We start from the raw sequence: 19,894 nt of genomic DNA on the forward strand, positions 1-19,894 counted from the left end.
AAAAAGAGGTTAAAACAAATAGGGGCAACGACACCTAATTTAACTTAATTAGACATAAAGTAATCTCTAACCAAAGCTTTTAACTGATTATCTGTCATGCTATCGGTCTTTTTCACCTCTTTTATTTTGGCTGTAAGAGGTTTATAGTTTTGTTGAACTTCTTTAATAAATTTATCTTTTGTTTCGGCTGGCCCAAAAACAACCAAAGCATCAGCACTATTTACATGATTAACAATAGTTTTAAAATACTGCTTTAGTTGGTGTTTCTCGCGTTCTAAATACTTACTGTCTTGCACTACATCTTGCGGACCTCCTTTAAAACGTGACCCTGACCCGCCATGAACATGAAAGTTCTCGATATTTGAAGGTACCGATTGTAAGGTTTCTTTGTCTCCCTTAACCGTTACAATAAGGGCTTTTTCTTTATCTAACCAAATGCCTACATTTTTCATAATGTCGTGTTTTTAATAATTATACAATAAACTTTCATGCTCTTATTTTGCTATACTTTTGATGGAATAACCAAAAAAGGAATGTTTAAGTGAAAGCCTATTTGATTAATTTTTGATTTAAAAAATATGTTTTCAAAAAAAGAATGTTTGTTGTTTAACATGACTAGTAAATTTATACGTGATTTTAATTGAAAATCTGAAATAGCGCTAGCCACACTTTTGTTTTTAACCTCATGAAAAAGATGGGCTACAGATGTAAAAAACGCTTCCAACTTCTTTCGATTTTGTTCCTGATACTCGGTTAAATCTTCCCCATAGCTTACGTGCAAAATATTAACTCTAGCACCATACATAGTTGCGATATCGATTATAGATTTTATATGGCTTTCTTTAAAAGCAACATCGTAATCTGATGGAAATAATATTTCATGAGGCTCTTCATAAGAAAAATCGCTTGGTATAGCCAATACGGGGCATTTTGCATTGTTTAAAACATGTACGGTATTAGAGCCAAACAAAACGCCTTTAACACCAGATGCGCCTTTTGTTCCCATAGCAACCATATCTATAGCGTTGCCCTTGTATAGCGATTCGATTTCTAGAGTTAATGTATTAAAAGCTGAAGATGTTAAAAATGTATGTTTAGGATTGTTAAACTTACCTTTTATTCTTTCAACCAAAGCTTTTAGCTGCATTTCTGAAGTGTTTTTCATGGCATCGGCTAAACCAAATTGCGCAGCACCAACACTCTCGTAATCATATTGCAAAATAACTGGTGTATACGTATGCAATAAATGAAATGTGCATGTATCGTTCTTGAAAAGCTGTAGTGTATATACTATGGCATTCCATGAGTTCTCCGAAAAATCTGTTGGTAAGAGTATTGTTTTCATGGCTTTATTTTTTAATCAATAACGTCGAATGTTTTGTAATGCTAAAAAAGGAATTTTTATTTGTAGACTTATTTCATCTATAGTAGATTTAAAGAGTATCTTTTCTAGAAACGAATGCCTTGTATTAACCATAACTAACATATCTATAGCTTCGTTTTCTACATAGTCGTATATAGCTTTTATGATATTTTTGCTTTCAATCGTTTTAAAGTTAATAGGGCTTCGACATAATTCTTCTTTTATAAAATTTTGATTGTCTTCTTGCCTAATGGAAAGTTTACGTGTTTTTGATATGTATAACATATCTATTATAGAGCGATATGGAGATGCTAATTCGCATAATAATTTTAATTCTCTTCTTTTGTATGGAATTAAATAATTGGTGGGAAATAAAATATGTTTGGGTTGCGTGTAGGTATAATTTTCGGGTATAGCTAGTACAGGACACTGTACATATTTTAACACCTGTAAAGTATGACTTCCAAAGGTTAAACGCCTATCATTAGTCTCTCCTCGTGTTCCCATTACAATAACATCTATATTTTCTTTATCTACAATAGCATCCACCTCATCTACAAGCATACCATTAACCGAAATGATATGATAAGAATGCCTAGGATTTGGCGATACATCATGAAGCTGCTTTAAGGTATCTTCCAATTTGGCTTGAGACTCGTTACTTACCATGTTTGTTATTTCGTCTAACACGTTTCTATTTACTAGAGAACTACTGTTATAAATGTCGTCTTGATATGCATGCATAATAAACACTTTACTTATATCGTATTTAAACAACTCTACAGCATATTTTATAGCATTCATGGCGTTGCTGGAAAAATCTGTTGGAATCAATATTTTTCTCATTAGAATTACCTTTTAATAGTTTGATTAACAGTTTAAAAATACAACCTAAAAAGAAGGAAAACCATGACATATATCAGATTATAACGTTTAGTTAGTTCTACACAAATACGTGTTACATCTTCTTGTTTTTAAAACAAAAAAAAACGGGAAGCTTTAACTTCCCGTTCCAGAAGATTTTAAATTGTTAAAGAACCGTAGTGCTATAACATTTAAACATCTTCATGACCTCCCTAATTACCGCAATTGGCAACTAAGGCTTGTTTTTTTTAAAAGAAACAGGAAGTTTTAACTTCCTGTTTCTCAACAAAAGTTTAATGTTGTTATCTAAATCGCTTTTTAAAACAGCTTTATAACTAAAACTATTAATAAAAAAATAGCAAAGTAAATAACAAGTTTAAACTCTAAATACGACCTATAAATTTTACAAGTTATAAATCTATATTTGTTTAAGTTTATCTGTAATTCAAGGAACGTTTTAACAGTTACTAAAGTACGATAATTAATTTACTTACAACATGATATATATCAGTTAAGGTATTTTTTGCTCTATAATTATTCGTGTATTACATAAAAAGGTAATTTGGTATGATAGCTTATTTTTGTTGTATTATTATGAAATAATATTTGTTGAAAGTAATTTAGGTTTTTAGCGACCATAACCATCATATCTATCTGTTTTGTTTCAATAAAAGATTGTATCTCGTCTTCTATATTATTACTAGTGTTTAAAAAGTGGTAACTTCGATTAACAGTGTCGAAATAATCTTCTAAAAGATCTTTACATGCTTTTTGACCAATATTTAATTGTGCTTCGTTTTGCCCAATATGAAGCAGTCTTAAATTGGCATTTTTAGTTTTTAAAATCTCAGCTATAGGTTGCAATATTCTTATATCACTAGATAAAGCAAAATCTGTGGGAAATGCTAATTCCTTTATGTTTAAATAAGTAGCTTTTTCTGGCACCACCAAGGTAGTACATTGTACTTTAGTTATAATACTGCCTGTATGACTCCCCACAATATAGTCTCGTAAATTAGAGACGCCTTGTGTACCCATAAGTATGAGGTCTATATTTTTTTCAGAAACATGTTGTCGTACAGAGGCTACAAAAAAGCCATAATCGGCAAGGGTATAAAATTTATGTTTGGTATTCTGTGGCCTTTCTTTTGCTATTCGTTTTAAAACGTTTCTTAACTGCTTTTTTACTGGTTTAATATAGAAACTTTCTATTGTCTCGTTATGAGGCTTAGTATTTGTTTCACCTTGGTTTGAAGTGTTTACGGTAGTAACATGAAGTAAGTAAAAATTACATTCGTTATTTACAAAAAAGTCTAACCCAAACGTCAAGGCATTCCATGAGTTCTCTGAAAAATCTGTTAGAAATAGAATATTTTTCATGTAAAAATTCTCTTTACACAAACAAATCTACATCTAACTAAAGTTTCAGAACATGATATTAGTCATACCCTCTTTATCAATAAGAAAAATTAGTACATATATTGCAGTTTTTGAAGATCTAGAATTTTAATATTTCTACCTTCTATTTCTATAATGCCTTCTTTTTTAAATTTTGACATAGTTCTAATTAATGTTTCGGTTGCAATACCTGCTACACTTGCTAAATCGCTTCGCGAAATACTTATAGGATCTTCTGGTTTAGCATTTAGTTTTTCAGCAAATTTTAAAATGGTGGTTGCTGTTTTTTTATGTACAGAACTGTAGGCCATTTGTAACAATTGTTCTTTTACACCTTTTAAATCGTCTGTTAATAATTGGATAAGCGCTAAGGTAACTTCATGGTTTTGTGTTAAAACATTTTTAAGGTCGTTTATAGAAATGCCTACCATTTCTAGATCTTTAACTGCTGTTGCTGTTTCTTGATAAGGTATGTTTTGGGTAAAAGATGTATAACCAAATAAATCGTCTTCTTTATATAAGGCCGTCGTTAGCTCTTTACCTTGTATATCTATTTTATGGCATTTTACAACGTCTTTTGTTATAAGGTATATAAAGTTAGAGTGATTTCCTTCTCTGTAAACAACATCGTCTTTTTTATACTTAAAAATGGTTCCGTTATCGTCTAAGAAGTTTTTTAAATCGTTTAAATCCCTTATGTCATCTGTATTAGCTTGTTTATGTATTTCATGCTCTTCTTTTAGGATAGCAGATTTAGCTATACGACTTTTAATGGTATTAATAAGCTCGTTCTCTTCAAAAGGTTTTGTTAGGTAGTCGTCGGCTCCTATATTCATGCCTTTTCTTACATCTTGCCGTTCTGTTTTTGCCGACAGAAAGATAAATGGTATATATTTCGTTGTGTTATGTTTTGTTAGTTCTTGTAATACATCATAACCATCCATTTCTGGCATAAGAATATCACAAACAATAACATCTGGCAGATGTGTTATGGCTTTTTCTAAACCTATTTTCCCATTGGGCGCTACAATTACGTTATAGTTTGAAAGCTCTAATAATTCTGATGTATTTTCTCTTAAAATTGCATCGTCTTCTATTAACAATACCGTTTTCATAACTGTATATTATTTGGCAATTCAATGGTAAAAACAGTTCCTTTGTGCTCTACACTATCAAAGTATATTTTACCTTTTAAATTTTTCATATGATCTTTAACAATATTAAGTCCAATGCCTGTTCCTTGTGTTAACAAAGCGTTTTCAGCTCTAAAATAACGGTTAAATATATTCTTCTGATCTTTTTCTGGAATGCCAATGCCATTGTCTTTTACTTTAAATACTGTTTTTTGCTTATCTTGTGTGATAGCAATATCTATTTCTGTATGTTCTGAAGAATACTTTATGGCATTATGTACCAAATTAGACAAGGCCAGTTCTAGTATTTTTTCATCTTGATGTAAAGAAAAAGTATCTATAGCTTCTGGGTAATTAATTTTTTGCCCTTCTTTTAATAACATATTGGCATTATAAACCACCTCGTTTACAACTTTACTTAATTTAAAAGTGGTTGGCGTGTATTTAAGTTTACCTTTTTCTAACTTTTCTAACGTTAAAAAGTCGTTTAAGATATTATTGAGATAATGTACTTTATCTGATATGGTTTTGATATGCTTATTGCGCTTTTCTTGTTGATCGGTTAGTTGGTATTTACTTAATAACATGGTAGAGGTTAAGATACCTGTTAAAGGGGTTTTGAACTCATGCGACACCAAAGATAAAAATTTGGTTTTCAAGTCATTAAGCTCCTTTTCTTTTTTAAGCGCTAACTTAGCTTTAGCCTCAGCTTTAATACGTTTTTCATTCTCTGCCTGCAGTTCAAGAATCATATTATTTAACTCCTGCGTTCTTTTTAAAACCTTGTCCTCTAAGTTTTCATTTAAGGTTTTAATTTTTTGTTCTTGCTCTTTACGCATCGAAATATCGATAACCAAAGCCATAACATATTTTTTTCCATAAATGGTAAAAGGATTTAACCCCGCTTCCATAGGAAATATATCACCGTTTTTACAAGCGCCATAAATATCTCTTCCCTGCCCCATTTGACGGCGTTCTTGCTGTTTCATAAAACCATCAAAATGAGATTTGTGGTCTTTATGATATTGATTAGGAATTAAAATATTAAGGGGTTGTTTTAGCAGCTCTTCTTTACTGTAGCCAAACATTTTTTCTGTGGCATCGTTAACTTCAACTATATGTTGACGGTCATCAACGATGATAACACCTTCTGAAATAGATTCCAAAAGGATTTTAAAGATGTCTTGATCTTTTTGAAGCATGTTGGGTTAATAAATATGCGTTTTTAAATTTACTTAAAATCCTTAAGAAAAGCAACCGCATAAAAACAAAGCACTAAACATTTATGCTTTGTAAATGATTTTTATCATACTCTACATCTCTTTTAAGTAGTAAATTCGTATAAACGCCTAAAACATGAAATCAGAAAAAACAATGAGTCTACGGTTTTACCAAAATTTAGGAAAACTATTTTATGCCGTTGCTGCAGTAGATAAAACTGTTCGTGAACAGGAAATTAATGAACTTAAAAAGCTTGTAAAAAAAGAATGGCTTTCTGTTGATGATTTAGAAGATGAATTTGGCACCGATGCCGCTTACCAAATTGCCATAGTTTTTGATTGGCTGATTAATAATGAACATCCAAATAGTGCAACATATTACAACGATTTTATTTCCTATAAACAAGAACAAGAACACCTTTTTACTAAAAAAGTAAAACAATTAATCTTTAAAACAGCACAGGCAATAGCCGAGAGTTTTTCGGGTAAAAACAAATCGGAATTAATGCTACTAGCAAAACTGAGTATGGATTTAAATATTAAAAAATCATGAGTTATTATTTTAACACTATTGTAAAGGGCGATTTTAATGCTGTAATCGATAAAACAACAGCTTTACTACAAGAACAAGGGTTTGGTGTTCTTACAGAAATTGATATCCAACAAACATTAAAGAAAAAGTTAGACGTCAATTTTAACAAATACAAAATTCTTGGTGCTTGTAACCCAACTTTTGCTTACAAAGCTCTCCAAGCAGAAAGCAAAATTGGCACCCTACTACCCTGCAATGTTATTATTCAGGAACTTGACAACAATTCTATTGAAGTTGCTGCTGTTAACCCTATAGTATCTATGCAATCTGTTAAAAACAAAGCTCTTGAACTTATTGCCGAAAGTGTTTCTAATAAACTACAAGCTGTTATAAAAGGATTGGAAAGTGACTAGTTTGCGCCTTAAAAGAAATCGGGCAAAACTAATTTTATATAATAATCTATAAAATAAATAATGATGAAAAATACTGTCATCCTACTTTTAACTACAATACTAAGTACTGCCCCAATATATTCACAATCTATCGAAAATATAGATTACATCTCACCTGTTCATGAAAACATGATTGCCATTAAAAAAAATAACCAATGGGCTTTTATAAATACAAAAGGCGATTTAGTTATTAATTTTAGAACAGATTTGGTTAAAACTAATACAGAGCATGGTAATTATCCTATGTTTAATAGTGAAAGGTGTTTAATTAAAAGTGCTAAAAATGGCATTACTTATTTTGGCTATATAGACAAATTGGGAAATACCATTATCGAGCCTCAGTTTTTAAATGCGACAACTTTTAAAGACGGGAAAGCCATTGTTTTAAAACTACAAAAAGAAATCGTAGGACGAAATGATATTTTAGAAAAAAATGTGGTTTATCATAAATATTTTGAAGTTGTAATTACTCCTAACGGCAAAGACATACATTATATAAACCCAGACGGTACAAATGTATCTTTAGACAAAGAGTTTTTAAGAAAACCACCCGAAATTAATTCAAAACGCATTTCTAACACCTTATATGCTATTAAAGGAGAAAACAACAAATGGATTATAACACAAATTGAAAATCAAACAAAAAATTAGTATTTTTAACTATGTAAGACATTACTAGTAAATGTGTTAACAACAAGTAAATAATTTTAATCCTTTTCAAAATTCGAGTTTACAATTATTTTTTAATGCATCTCACGCATTTACAACTATAAAATTTAGTGTCATGAAAACATTACAAAACATACAAAATCAAATTGTAAAACTTACTACAAACATAGAAACCAACTATCCAGAACTTTATAGTGTTTTAGATGAAACACCAGTATCCATTAACTACACCACACAACCAAGAATTAGTATTAAAGCTCTAGAAGATTACCTAGAGAGTTTAAAACAAATATTAAAACAGTATATAAAAACACATCATAAAAAATAATGGCTTTTATAGACTATTATAAAGTTTTAGGAATCTCTAAAAACGCTACCGAAAAAGACATTAAAAATGCCTATCGGAAATTAGCTCGTAAATATCATCCAGATTTAAACCCTAACGACAAAGATGCCGAAAAACGTTTTAAAGAAATTAACGAAGCCAATGAAGTTTTAGGCAATCCTGAAAATCGTAAAAAGTACGATGACTATGGCGAACACTGGAAACATGCAGACGATATAGAGAACGCTAAACAGCAACAACAGTACACACAACAAAACGCTTATTCGGATTTTGACAGTCGTACGCAAGGCGATTTTTCAGATTTTTTTGAATCTATGTTTGGTGGGCGTGCTTCTGGAACAAGTGGTAGACAAGTAAAATTTAGAGGACAAGATTACAATGCCGAATTGCAACTTCAACTAAAAGATGTATTTACTACACATAAACGCACCTTAACCGTTAATAACAAAAATATTCGTATTACTATTCCAGCTGGTATTGAAAATGGACAAGTTATAAAAATTAAAGGTCACGGCGGCAAAGGTATAAACGGCGGTCCTAATGGCGATTTATATATCCGTTTTACGATTATAAATAATACGCGTTTTAAGCGCGACGGCGACAATTTACACGCAACAGTAGATTTAGACTTATACAAAGCTATTTTAGGAGGCGATATAACCATAAACACTTTTGATGGGAAAGCAAAACTTAAAATAAAACCCGAAACCCAAAATGGCACAACGGTAAAACTAAAAGGAAAAGGATTCCCAAAATATAAAAAAGAAGGTGTTTTTGGTAATTTATATGTGACTTACAATATTGTAACACCAAAAAATCTTACCGATAAAGAAAAAGCCTTATTTAAAGAACTTGAAAAAATAAGACATCATGGATAAAGCAAACTTAATTTCTGTTAAGAGGTTCTGTACACTTCACCAAGTTCCCGTTACATTTATACATGAATTACATGATTATGAACTCATTGAAGTTATAAGTACTAATAACAACACCTATTTAAAAACTACGCAATTATACCATGTAGAAAAAATGATTAGGCTACATTACGATTTAGAAATAAACTTTCAAGGTATTGATGCTATTCACAACCTTTTAAAACAAATTGAAGTGTTACAAGATGAAGTACAAACTCTTAAAAACAAACTACATCGCTTTGAGGATTAGTTATGCTAATTAATTGTCTTTTTTTGCATCCCGTTTCGCCTCTCTTTCTAATTTTCTAAAATACCCACGCGTTAAAAAGTTGTGCTTTAAAGCTTCCATGTTTTGGTTAAATTTATCGGTACCTTCATTAATATTTTTTAGTGTAGACTGTAAACTATTAACCAAACTAGTATCTTTTACAATGTAATTATAGGCACCTTCACTGGTATTAAATTCGTTAACCACAGCATTTATATTTCCTAGAATAGTATCGATTTCTACACTTGAAGATTCTAAATTATAGACAATAGATTTCAATTTTTCTCCAGAAATAGAATCGTTTATAAGCATTCCTAAAACCGTATTCTCATCAGTTTTTAATGATGTAATAATAGCGTTAAGCTCATTTATAGATTTGGTAGCACCATAGCTAGCTGTTTTTAAATTCGTAATGGATTGTTTTAACTCTTGAGCCATAATGGTATCGTTTAACAAAACTCCTAAAGTGCCTTTACCTTGCGTGATGGCATCGGTAATTTTTAATAAATCGGCTGTAAGTATCGCAGCATTTTCCGAACCAACACTTAAGGTATTTAAAATATCATCGGCTCCTATTTTACTGTAAGATTCTATGATATCTCCATTATTAATGGTTGTTTCATTTCCTTTTCCTGGTACTATATTAACAATCATATTTCCCACTAACCCATCGGAACCTATAGTTGCTATAGCATCTTTTTTTATGTGCTTTATTATCTTTTCATCTATAGTCATTTCTACTTTTATGGTAGAATCGTTTATCATAACAATATCTTTTACAGTACCTATATCTATGCCAGAATACCGTACATTGTTACCTTTTTGTAAGCCATTTACATTTTGAAAATAAGCACTAACAGCAAATGTTTTTTTAAACATATCTTGCTTTTGGCCAACTAAATACACTGCGGCAATAAATAGTATAGTACCAATAATAACAAACCCGCCTAACCGTAATTTTTGTGAACTTGTATTTTTCATGGCATTAGTTTTTACTGTATCTTATTTTTATTTAGATAACTATTGTTTAAAAAAGGCTTTTATTTTAGGGTCGTTAGCGGTTGAGAGCTCTTTAAAGGTTCCTTTGGCATAATCTACCCCATCTATTAATAAAATCATTCTATCCGAAATTACTCTTGCACAATCTACATCGTGCGTTATAATAAGCGACGATGTACCATAGGTTTTTTGAATATCCTGCATTAAGATAATAATTTCTTTGGCTGTAATAGGATCTAATCCACTTGTTGGCTCATCGTATAAAATAATTTTAGGTTGTAAAATAAGTGTTCTTGCTAGTGCTACACGACGTTTCATACCTCCAGACAACTCGGCTGGCATTAAATCTATAGTGTGTTCTAGCCCAACATTTTTTAAAGCTTCGATAACGAGCTCTTCGGTATTATTATGATTTTTAAACTTTCTTTTGTGTCGTCGTAAAGGAAACTCTAAATTTTCTCTTACCGTCATAGAGTCGTAAAGAGCACTGCCTTGAAATAAAAATCCTATATCGGCTCGTAATATATCTAGCGATTTTTGATCTAGTTTTGTAATATCATTGTCCATAACAGTAATGGTGCCTTTATCGACTTCCATTAAACCCACTAAACATTTTATCATAACCGATTTTCCAGATCCCGATTTTCCCATAATCACCAAGTTTTCACCTTGATAAAGTTGCATATTAAACCCATTAAGCACATGGTTATCGCCAAAGCTTTTGTGTAAGTTTTTTATTTCAAGAACCATATTCTTGGGAGTTATGTTTGCGTTGTCATTCATAAATCGTAAAAAATATCGGTTACAAAAACAGCAATAAAATCAATAATAAATAGTAATAATGACGTAAAAACAACAGCTGAATTTGCTGCTTTTCCTACACCAGCAGTCCCTTTGGTAGAAAAATAGCCTTTAAAACACCCAACAAGACCTATGGCTAATCCAAAAAAGAACGATTTTATCGTGGCAGGAATAATGTCGCCAAACTCTAGAGCATTAAACACTTGATTAAAATATAGCGTAAAAGAAACGTTTCCTTTTACATTTTCGACTAAAAACGAGCCAAATAACGCTATAGCATCTCCAAAAATAACTAATAATGGCAACATAAATGTTACAGCCAAAACACGTGTAACAACCAAGTATTTAAAAGGGTTTGTACCCGAAACCTCCATGGCATCAATTTGTTCGGTAACCCGCATAGAACCTAACTCGGCACCAATACCAGAACTTATTTTTCCTGCACAAACCAAAGCTGTAATAATAGGCCCTATTTCTCTTACTATAGAAATACCAACCATTGACGGCATCCAAGAAACGGCTCCAAAATCCATTAATGTGGGGCGCGTTTGCAATGTTAATACTAATCCTATTATAAATCCCGTTACGCCTACTAATAACAAAGACCGATTTCCAATATTATAACATTGGTATAAAAACTCTTTAAACTCGAATGGACGTTTAAATGCTTCCTTAAAAAACCGTGTAGCAAAGTAAGACAACTCGCCTATTTCTATCAAAAAGGCGTTTAATTTTGCTCTTGAAGTGTTGAATCCTGACATATGCTTTATAACATCCAATATCAAAGTTATTGCAATAATCTAGTGGGTAAAATGATATATATCATAAAGCTATTCCAATAATTACCATTTTAAATGGCTTTATTAGAAGTAATTATTATCTTTAGTAATTCATCTTTTGTTCTAATTAAAACATAATGATTACAACATTACATAACAAAGAGCGACATATTATTCTTGAGAGAAACTGTATTGGCCATTTAGCCTACATCCATGAAAACAGGCCGTTTATTGCGCCTATAACTTATTTCTATAATAAAGAAGATAATATTATTATAGGGTACTCTAATGTAGGCCATAAAATAATGGCTATGAGGAGGCATAGCAAAGTAGCTATGGAGGTTTCAGAGATAAATGCAATTAATCACTGGAAATCTATTGTAGTCCATGGTGTTTATAATGAAATTGACCGTAGTGAAGCCAAAGCCTATCTTCATGATTTTTCATTAGGTGTTAAAAATTTAATTTCTGTAAAAGAACACAGAACATTAGACTTTATAAGTCAGTTTTCAAGCAAAGCCACACAAGAAAGCTTACCCGTTGTTTTTTTTATTAAAGTTGAAAATATTACAGGTAAAATGAGAACCGAATAGTAAACTACTCTAAACAATCTCCTTTTCCTCGTTAATACATTTTAAGTTTTCACTACAAACTCCACTATATTCCCAATTAAATTTAAGTGTTATTCGTTAACGTAAAATAGCACCAAACCTATCTAACAACTGTAATTCCCTAGTGAAATCCTTTAAATTCAAGTTAATTATATCAACTTAATATTAAACAATTATCATCAATCTTATTAACGTATTAACAACTGAAATACAAATAGTTAAAACAAGTATTTATTCACATTTAAAAGAGTAATTATACGCTTTATCGATTTTTTTATTTATCTCATTCAAGCAGTCTTATATTTGAGCACTCCCTCACAGTTAGATTAATAGCACTAAACTAATTGAAAATCTACTTATGCTTTAAAACTATTTTATATGAAAAAGTTTTACTTATACCTAATTGTGTTATTTTTTGTATCCTTTAACTTTTATGGACAATCTGGGATATTTGAAAGTTACATTGTTTTAAACTCCGGTACAGGAAATACGTATTACGATTTACAAGCTACTACTGGAAATCCAGACTTTAATAGCAATAACTTAGGTACTTTAACCCAAGGACAACAATTATTATTAAACGGCGGAGAAAATAAAACGTATAAATGTGGTACAGATAACATTTTAAACGGATGGCTAAATTATCGTGTTTACCCCATAGCCTCAGTACCTCCTGCATTTTCTTCAACTGAAATATTTTATAATTCAGATATCTCTGGAGCTGGTCCTGGTTGCCAAAATCAATTATGGCAATCAACAGCAGCTAATATAGATTTGAGAAATGGGTTACCCTCAGGTTATTATTATATTGAAGTATATACACATGCTGATATTGATTCTAATAATGATAATATTACAGACTCCACCCTTTACTCCAATAACGGTGGTGGAAATTATACAGCTACCTTTAGAGCAGATAACCCACCTGTTGCTAATTGCATTAGTACCTTAACTGTATATTTAGATGCTTCTGGAAATGCCTCAATTACAACTAGTGATATTAATAATGGCTCAAATGATGATTTTGATACACCTACGCTAAGTCTAGATATCGATACCTTTGATTGCTCCAATATTGGAACACCAGTCACAGTCACCCTAAATGCTGAAGATAGCCTTGGACAAACCGATTCTTGCACCACTATTGTAACAGTACTTGATACCACTGCGCCAACACCTGATGTAGCTTCTTTAAGCAATATCACTGCGCAATGTGAAGTTACCACGTTAACTCCGCCATCAGCTACCGATAACTGTACTGCTGTAGCGGTAACTCATAATGCATCTTTACCCATTACAACACAAGGAACTACTGTTGTAACATGGACGTATGAAGATGGTAATGGAAATACTTCAACACAGAATCAGAATGTAGTCATTACTGATACCACTGCGCCAACACCTGATGCAGCTTCTTTAAGCGATATCACTGCGCAATGTGAAGCCACCGCGTTAACTCCTCCATCAGCTACCGATAACTGTACTGCTGTAACAGTAACTCACAATGCCACTTTACCGATTACAACACAAGGAACTACTGTTGTAACATGGACGTATGAAGATGGTAATGGAAATACTTCAACACAGAATCAGAATGTAGTCATTACTGATACCACTGCGCCAACACCTGATGTAGCTTCTTTAAGCGATATCACTGCGCAATGTGAAGTCACCGCGTTAACTCCACCATCTGCTACCGATAACTGTACTGCTGTAACAATAACTCATAACGCCACTTTACCGATTACAACACAAGGAACTACTCTTGTAACATGGACGTATGAGGATGGTAATGGAAATACTTCAACGCAGAATCAGAATATAGTCATTTCAGATATTACAAATCCTACTATAACTTGTCCTAGTGATATTACGACAACTAATGATATAGGACTATGTTCTGCGGTTGTTACTTACACTACGCCTTCAGGTAATGATAATTGTGGAATTCAAAGTATTACACAAATTGCTGGTTTAGCTTCTGGCAGTACTTTTCCTGTAGGAACAACTACAAATACATTCCAAATAACCGATGTTGGAGGAAACTCCACAACATGTTCGTTTACAGTAACGGTTGATGATAATGAAAATCCTAGTATTACTTGCCCTAGTGATATTACAATAAATTCAAGTCAAGATGGTACAGGTAACTGTAGCACAACAGCTTTTATTGGGTCACTAACAGCAAATGATAATTGCAGTATTGATGATATTTATGCCGAAATTAATGGTGTTGAAATTAACCCTAACACCTATATCTATCCAGTTGGTAATACAACAATAACATGGTACGCTACTGATGTAGCTGGAAACACATCGCAGTGTGATCAAATTGTAACGGTAATTGATAATGAAGACCCTATCATAAACTGTATAGGAGACCAAAATGTATCTTATGGTGCTAATTGTAATTTTACACTACAAGATTATACAGGTTTAGTGAGTGCTTATGATAATTGCGATAATGATGTTACCATTACGCAAACACCATCTGCAGGCGATGTTATTTATGGAGCTGTTACAGTTACCATTACAGCCGTTGATGATTCTAATAGAACAAGTACTTGTACTTTTGATGTTATCCCTTCAGATAATCAAGCCCCTACAGCAGTTTGCCAAGATTATACTGCCGTGTTAAGCTCTAATGGTTCTATAACAGTTGCAGCCACTAATTTAAATAATGGCTCAACAGATAATTGTAGTATTGCTAATATGACTGTTACTCCAAACTCATTTAGTTGCGATGATGTAGGACCAAACACTGTAACATTTACTGTTTACGACAACGCAGGAAATAGTGATAGTTGTACCGCTACTATTACAGTTGTTGACGACACAGCTCCAACAATGCTGTGCAACGATTATGTAGTTGTTATTGATGCTATTACTAGAGAAGCTACTATTCAAGCTTCAGATATCGACAATGGTTCATTCGATGCCTGTGGATTAGCATCATTAACAGTGTCTCCAAGTGTTTTCCCAGAAGCTGCTAACGGCTTACTATATGTTACTACAACAACTTTAACAGCTGTTGATGTTAATGGAAATTCCAATACTTGTACAGCAAATGTAACGGTAGAACCTCCTAAAAATCTATTTACTCATTTAACAGGAGAAATTGTCAATCCAGTACCAGACAATCCGCAACCACCTAGCTCTCTAATTGAGGTAACGGCTTGTCCAGGAGACTTAAGTGATCCAAGAGATATCGAACTAACACTTCATCCTGTAGGTACTTACAATTTACAAGCATCAGATGTTTTATGGTGGGAATACTCAACCGATAACGGTGAAACATGGACACAAATTGCTAATACTGCAGGACTACTAACTTATACGTTGCAAGATGTTACTTTGGACACCTTTGTCAGACTAGTCTTGCAAGACCCTGATAACCCATCGGTTACTCAAACTTCATCAGAAGCTTATATTCGATTTTTACCACCTGATGAACCGCCTGTAATTGTAGATCATACTGAACTTAATATTTGTTTAAATGACTTTGTGGCTATTAACGCCGAAAGTTTTTTTGACCAACCAAATGGTCAATTTGGAGAAGGTGGTGAATTTAATTATGCTCAACCAGATGGATGGCGTGTAGATGGTGTAGATGGCGAATTCCCTGCAAGTGGAAACAACACTAACCAGCCTACATGGAAAGAAACCAATTCAAATGATAATAGAGCTTTTAGTGGAATAAATTACAACACAACAGATGGTACAAAATTTGCCATGGCCAATGGTGTTGGAAACTACACAACGTTAGAGACTCCTGTGTTTAGTACGATAGGGATGACTTCTAGTGAAGCTATTTTAAACTTTGATACTAGCTTTTACTTCTGTAATGATGGTCGTGGGGAAATCTGGTTATCTTTTGATTCTGGAGCTACTTATACTGTTCAATTATCGACTGTTGAAAATTATGATTTCGATTCAACTTCTGGTGGGACAACAACCTCTGGAGTAATTTTAGCTACTGGACAAGGTAATAGATGTATAGGACAAACGTCTCCAAGAATGTTACCAGCCACCATAGATTTGGGGCCTTACGCAGGACTTTCTGGTTTAAGAGTTATGTTTAAATTTTATGGTAGCAATACTGATTGTGGTACTATTACAGAATCAACTTTTCCAAACCCTAATAACGAAAACTGTAATAGTGGAAACACACTTGCTAGTGGTTGGGCTATAGATGGAGTTGGATTTGCGTATGCTCAAGTTGATGATGAATTAGAGTGGACCGATGAAGACAATAATGTAATCGCCGTAGGAACCTCTGCAACAGTAACTCCTATTACGCCAGGTATTAGAACTTTTGGTGTAACAACCTTAGTAAATGGTTGTAGAACAAATAATACTGATGGTACTAATTTTATAGACATTCATACAAGCTTAGCTTATGCTGGTCAAGATTACACACCATTAAATAGCGAGTGTGGTGAAAACGCTTTACAACTAAATGCCTACGACAATACCAAAACAGCTGTCGAGAACTATAATAAAGGGGCTTGGGTTAATAATCTTTATACAGTACCAGATATTGCTGCTGGAGACACAGACTACCCAGGGACAGGAGTAACTGGACAATGGACTGTTGAAAGTTCTAGTTTTGAATCTTGTGGTACTACAGCTTTATTTTCAAGTGCTTCCGATCCTGATGCTATTTTCACTGCTGATCCAGGTACTTATACATTAAGATGGACATTAGCAAATGGCTGTTTTGATGATATTACGGTTACCATAAAAGATTGTCCTAGAATTAATTTTGATGGAAATGATGACTTTGTCTCTTTCAAAAATAATTACAATTTAAATAATACATTTAGTATAGAAGCCTGGGTTAAACCAAACTCTATAGACAATACAAAAACTGTGTTTTCTAGAAAAGATGCTAGCAATAACAACAACGGCTACACTTTAAACATTGTTAATGGCGTTGTTGAATTTAAATGGTATAATTTGGTTGATTCTGGTCTAGTAACATCTGGAAGTCATACTATAAATACAGATAGATGGTATCATCTTGCTGTTACTTTTAACGGGGCAATTTATACATTATATGTAGACGGAATACCTCTTGATTCTACTAACGGCTCTGCACCAGAGCTGACAGATAACAGCATTAATGCTATTTTAGGAGCCACGGATGAAACCTCAGCAAGTACACCTGTAAACTACTTTCATGGTTGGATTGATGAATTAAGAATTTGGAATAAAGCCCTATCCGTAGAACATATACGTCAAATGATGAACCAAGAAATTGTTGCATTAGGTAACGATGTTGGCGGTACTGTTATACCAACTAAAATTTATGGACCAGATTTAAATAATGATGGTATTGAAGATAACCCTTTATTATGGAGTAACTTGGTTGGATATTATCGTATGAATTTACTATGTGGTGACTTATCACCTTACAAAGGTGTTAGTGGACGATTAAGAAATATTACAACTAGTCAACAACAAACCGCACCACTACCCTACACCACAAGAGTAGCTAACCAATCTTGGAGTACCGATAATACATGGACTCATTATGAGGTTTGGGACACACCAAACAGTACTGGAATTAATGGAGAACCAATAGACTGGAATATTGTAAGCGTTTCTCACAACATATCAACTCATAATCAAGACATTACATTATTAGGGTTACTCGTTAATAATGGTGAAGTAACTGTATCTAATCCAGGGTCGCCGCAAGACGAAACAAACACAGGGCAAATGTTATGGGTTACCCATTATTTGGATTTAGATGGTAAAATAGATTTAGTTGGTGAATCCCAATTAATTCAAAAACGATATTACAGTTATTATGATCATGACAATGATAACACAACGTCAGATGTTTATACAACCTACCAATTTAATGAGAGTATCTTTAACAATAGTAGTTTAGGATATTTAGAACGTGATCAACAAGGTACAACTAATCCTTTCAACTATAATTATTGGGGATCTCCTGTGGCACCTAACAATGCTACTCTAGACAGCAATAACAATACTATAAACACCTTTAGTATAGGTGATGTTTTAAGAGATGGAACTACGACTGTTGATAATCCAATAAGCAGATATATTAATTGGACAGGCAACTATACCGCTTCAGCTAGCAATCCTGCTCAAGTGAGTAGACGATGGTTATATGCTTACATTAATAATCCTGCCAGTTCGTATGCCGATTGGGAATATAAAAGTAACACAGGAAACATCCCTATTGGTTTAGGATTTACAATGAAAGGTAGTGGTAACACAGGTAATACCGAACAAAATTATGTTTTTGTAGGAAAGCCAAATAACGGTACTATTGCTTCGGGAATTACAGCTTCTCAACAATCTTTAGTTGGGAACCCTTACCCTTCTGCTATTGATAGTAGAGCATTTATATTAGATAACCAAAACAGTATTACAGGTACATTATATTTTTGGGAACATTACACATCAAACGCTACTCATGTTACAGAGCTTTACGAAGGTGGTTATGCGGCTCTTAACTTTACTGGTGGTGTAGGCGCTGTGCAGCACCCAGACCTTATTGCGAGCAATAATGGCACAAAAATCCCTGAAAGATATATTCCTGTAGCACAAGGGTTTTATGTTGAAGCAGGCGCTAATAATGGCGAAGTTGTCTTTAAAAATAGTCAACGCGTTTTTAAAACAGAAGCTCATACGACAGATTCTTACGATGGCTCTATTTTTATTAGACAAGCAAATAATAATAACACAAGTAGCACAACATCAAACATGATGTTTACCGATGATCCGGTAAAACGTGTGCGTTTAAACTTTATAAGTCCAGAAAACGGAAAAAGACCTTTATTGCTAGGCTTTGTTCCTCATAATCTTGCAACGTACAATGTAGATTATGCTTTTGATGGAAGGAATACAGACGAGTCCACTAATAGTGATATGTCTTGGTTAATTGAAAACGAAAAATATACCATTCAAGGTGTTGGCGATTTCGATGCCTCTCATCAGTTCCCAGTTTCAATATTTGTTGAACAAACGGGATTAATAAAAGTTGAATTAGAATCACTTGAAAACTTTAATCAAGAGGTTAATGTCTTTGTATATGATATTTTAACAGGCACTTATAGCAATATAAACAACATGCCTTTTGAAATACATCTAGATGCTGGAGAATATTCCAATAGATTTTACATTACATTTGAAAGTGACGCTACATTAAGCCTTATTGATGAAGCTCACCAAAATATTATGGTTAATTATTTACAATCTACCAACGAAATTTATGTAAAAACACCACAAGGTATTTTAGCAAAACAGGTGCAATTAATTAACATGCTTGGACAAACAGTTTTTACTTGGAATGCAACAAATAAAACTATTTCACAAGAACTAAAAATTCCTGTAAGAAATATATCTGAAGGTAGTTATATTATTAAAGTTTTAAGCAGCAATAATCATTCAATAAACAAAAAGGTTATTATAAAACAATAGTCATTTAATATATTCCTCAAAGAGCAGACTTAACAGGTCTGCTTTTTTTATGCTCTTGATCCTAACAATGCATTTCATCTATTT

At 32.8% G+C, this 19,894-nt stretch carries 17 protein-coding genes; 8 read left to right on the forward strand and 9 right to left on the reverse strand.

Annotation, left to right across the window (positions count from 1 at the left end; genetic code table 11):
• Nucleotides 1-44: 44 nt before the first annotated feature.
• The 6 genes from EJA19_RS05425 to EJA19_RS05450 all read right to left on the reverse strand — a co-directional run bounded on the left by EJA19_RS05425 (nucleotide 45) and on the right by EJA19_RS05450 (nucleotide 5,960).
• Nucleotides 45-452, reverse strand: coding sequence for a hypothetical protein (locus EJA19_RS05425; RefSeq protein ID WP_125467336.1), 408 nt, complete (start codon nucleotides 450-452; stop codon nucleotides 45-47).
• Nucleotides 453-502: 50 nt separating this feature from the next.
• Nucleotides 503-1,345: a universal stress protein gene (locus EJA19_RS05430; RefSeq protein WP_125467337.1), complete on the reverse strand. Its 843-nt coding sequence runs from the start codon at nucleotides 1,343-1,345 to the stop codon at nucleotides 503-505.
• A 15-nt stretch (nucleotides 1,346-1,360) separates the two neighbouring features.
• On the reverse strand, nucleotides 1,361-2,209 hold the full coding sequence (locus EJA19_RS05435; RefSeq protein ID WP_125467338.1) for a universal stress protein: 849 nt from the start codon (nucleotides 2,207-2,209) through the stop codon (nucleotides 1,361-1,363).
• A 552-nt stretch (nucleotides 2,210-2,761) separates the two neighbouring features.
• Complete coding sequence (locus EJA19_RS05440) at nucleotides 2,762-3,607, reverse strand: universal stress protein (protein WP_125467339.1); 846 nt, start codon at nucleotides 3,605-3,607, stop codon at nucleotides 2,762-2,764.
• Between the two features lie 89 nt (nucleotides 3,608-3,696).
• On the reverse strand, nucleotides 3,697-4,740 hold the full coding sequence (locus EJA19_RS05445; protein WP_125467340.1) for a response regulator: 1,044 nt from the start codon (nucleotides 4,738-4,740) through the stop codon (nucleotides 3,697-3,699).
• The gene (locus EJA19_RS05450) at nucleotides 4,737-5,960 is read right to left on the reverse strand and encodes a PAS domain-containing sensor histidine kinase (protein ID WP_125467341.1); all 1,224 of its coding nucleotides are present in this window, start codon (nucleotides 5,958-5,960) and stop codon (nucleotides 4,737-4,739) included. Before EJA19_RS05450 ends, EJA19_RS05445 begins: the two co-directional genes overlap by 4 nt.
• Nucleotides 5,961-6,114: 154 nt before the next feature.
• Between EJA19_RS05450 and EJA19_RS05455 the strand changes: the two genes are divergently transcribed.
• The 6 genes from EJA19_RS05455 to EJA19_RS05480 all read left to right on the forward strand — a co-directional run bounded on the left by EJA19_RS05455 (nucleotide 6,115) and on the right by EJA19_RS05480 (nucleotide 9,141).
• Nucleotides 6,115-6,531, forward strand: a complete 417-nt coding sequence (locus tag EJA19_RS05455) for a hypothetical protein (RefSeq protein ID WP_125467342.1) — start codon at nucleotides 6,115-6,117, stop codon at nucleotides 6,529-6,531.
• Complete coding sequence (locus EJA19_RS05460; protein WP_125467343.1) at nucleotides 6,528-6,923, forward strand: DUF302 domain-containing protein; 396 nt, start codon at nucleotides 6,528-6,530, stop codon at nucleotides 6,921-6,923. The genes EJA19_RS05455 and EJA19_RS05460 overlap by 4 nt, the downstream gene beginning before the upstream one ends.
• A gap of 60 nt (nucleotides 6,924-6,983) precedes the next feature.
• On the forward strand, nucleotides 6,984-7,613 hold the full coding sequence (locus EJA19_RS05465; protein ID WP_240640219.1) for a WG repeat-containing protein: 630 nt from the start codon (nucleotides 6,984-6,986) through the stop codon (nucleotides 7,611-7,613).
• 133 nt (nucleotides 7,614-7,746) lie between these two features.
• Nucleotides 7,747-7,959, forward strand: a complete 213-nt coding sequence (locus EJA19_RS05470; RefSeq protein ID WP_125467344.1) for a hypothetical protein — start codon at nucleotides 7,747-7,749, stop codon at nucleotides 7,957-7,959.
• Nucleotides 7,959-8,855 carry a DnaJ C-terminal domain-containing protein gene (locus EJA19_RS05475; RefSeq protein WP_125467345.1) on the forward strand — a complete coding sequence of 299 codons (897 nt, stop codon included), beginning with the start codon at nucleotides 7,959-7,961 and terminating at the stop codon, nucleotides 8,853-8,855. Before EJA19_RS05470 ends, EJA19_RS05475 begins: the two co-directional genes overlap by 1 nt.
• Nucleotides 8,848-9,141: a chaperone modulator CbpM gene (locus EJA19_RS05480; protein WP_125467346.1), complete on the forward strand. Its 294-nt coding sequence runs from the start codon at nucleotides 8,848-8,850 to the stop codon at nucleotides 9,139-9,141. Before EJA19_RS05475 ends, EJA19_RS05480 begins: the two co-directional genes overlap by 8 nt.
• Nucleotides 9,142-9,150: 9 nt before the next feature.
• On the opposite strand, the gene EJA19_RS05485 is transcribed toward EJA19_RS05480, so the two are convergent.
• Genes EJA19_RS05485 through EJA19_RS05495 form a run of 3 tightly spaced genes read right to left on the reverse strand, consistent with a single transcriptional unit; the run spans nucleotide 9,151 to nucleotide 11,720 of the window.
• On the reverse strand, nucleotides 9,151-10,140 hold the full coding sequence (locus tag EJA19_RS05485; RefSeq protein WP_125467347.1) for an MlaD family protein: 990 nt from the start codon (nucleotides 10,138-10,140) through the stop codon (nucleotides 9,151-9,153).
• A 39-nt stretch (nucleotides 10,141-10,179) separates the two neighbouring features.
• The gene (locus tag EJA19_RS05490; RefSeq protein ID WP_206075162.1) at nucleotides 10,180-10,941 is read right to left on the reverse strand and encodes an ABC transporter ATP-binding protein; all 762 of its coding nucleotides are present in this window, start codon (nucleotides 10,939-10,941) and stop codon (nucleotides 10,180-10,182) included.
• A complete protein-coding gene (locus tag EJA19_RS05495; protein ID WP_125467348.1) occupies nucleotides 10,938-11,720 on the reverse strand; it encodes an MlaE family ABC transporter permease in 783 nt (260 codons plus the stop codon). Before EJA19_RS05495 ends, EJA19_RS05490 begins: the two co-directional genes overlap by 4 nt.
• 155 nt (nucleotides 11,721-11,875) lie before the next feature.
• Here EJA19_RS05495 and EJA19_RS05500 point away from each other — a divergent pair, with 155 nt between their 5' ends.
• Both EJA19_RS05500 and EJA19_RS05505 read left to right on the forward strand, forming a co-directional pair.
• Nucleotides 11,876-12,331 carry a pyridoxamine 5'-phosphate oxidase family protein gene (locus EJA19_RS05500; protein ID WP_125467349.1) on the forward strand — a complete coding sequence of 152 codons (456 nt, stop codon included), beginning with the start codon at nucleotides 11,876-11,878 and terminating at the stop codon, nucleotides 12,329-12,331.
• A 396-nt stretch (nucleotides 12,332-12,727) separates the two neighbouring features.
• On the forward strand, nucleotides 12,728-19,810 hold the full coding sequence (locus EJA19_RS05505; protein WP_125467350.1) for a LamG-like jellyroll fold domain-containing protein: 7,083 nt from the start codon (nucleotides 12,728-12,730) through the stop codon (nucleotides 19,808-19,810).
• The last annotated feature ends 84 nt before the right edge of the window (nucleotides 19,811-19,894 follow it).

The sequence above is a fragment of the Mangrovimonas spongiae genome, assembly GCF_003944795.1.
GTDB lineage: Bacteria > Bacteroidota > Bacteroidia > Flavobacteriales > Flavobacteriaceae > Mangrovimonas > Mangrovimonas spongiae.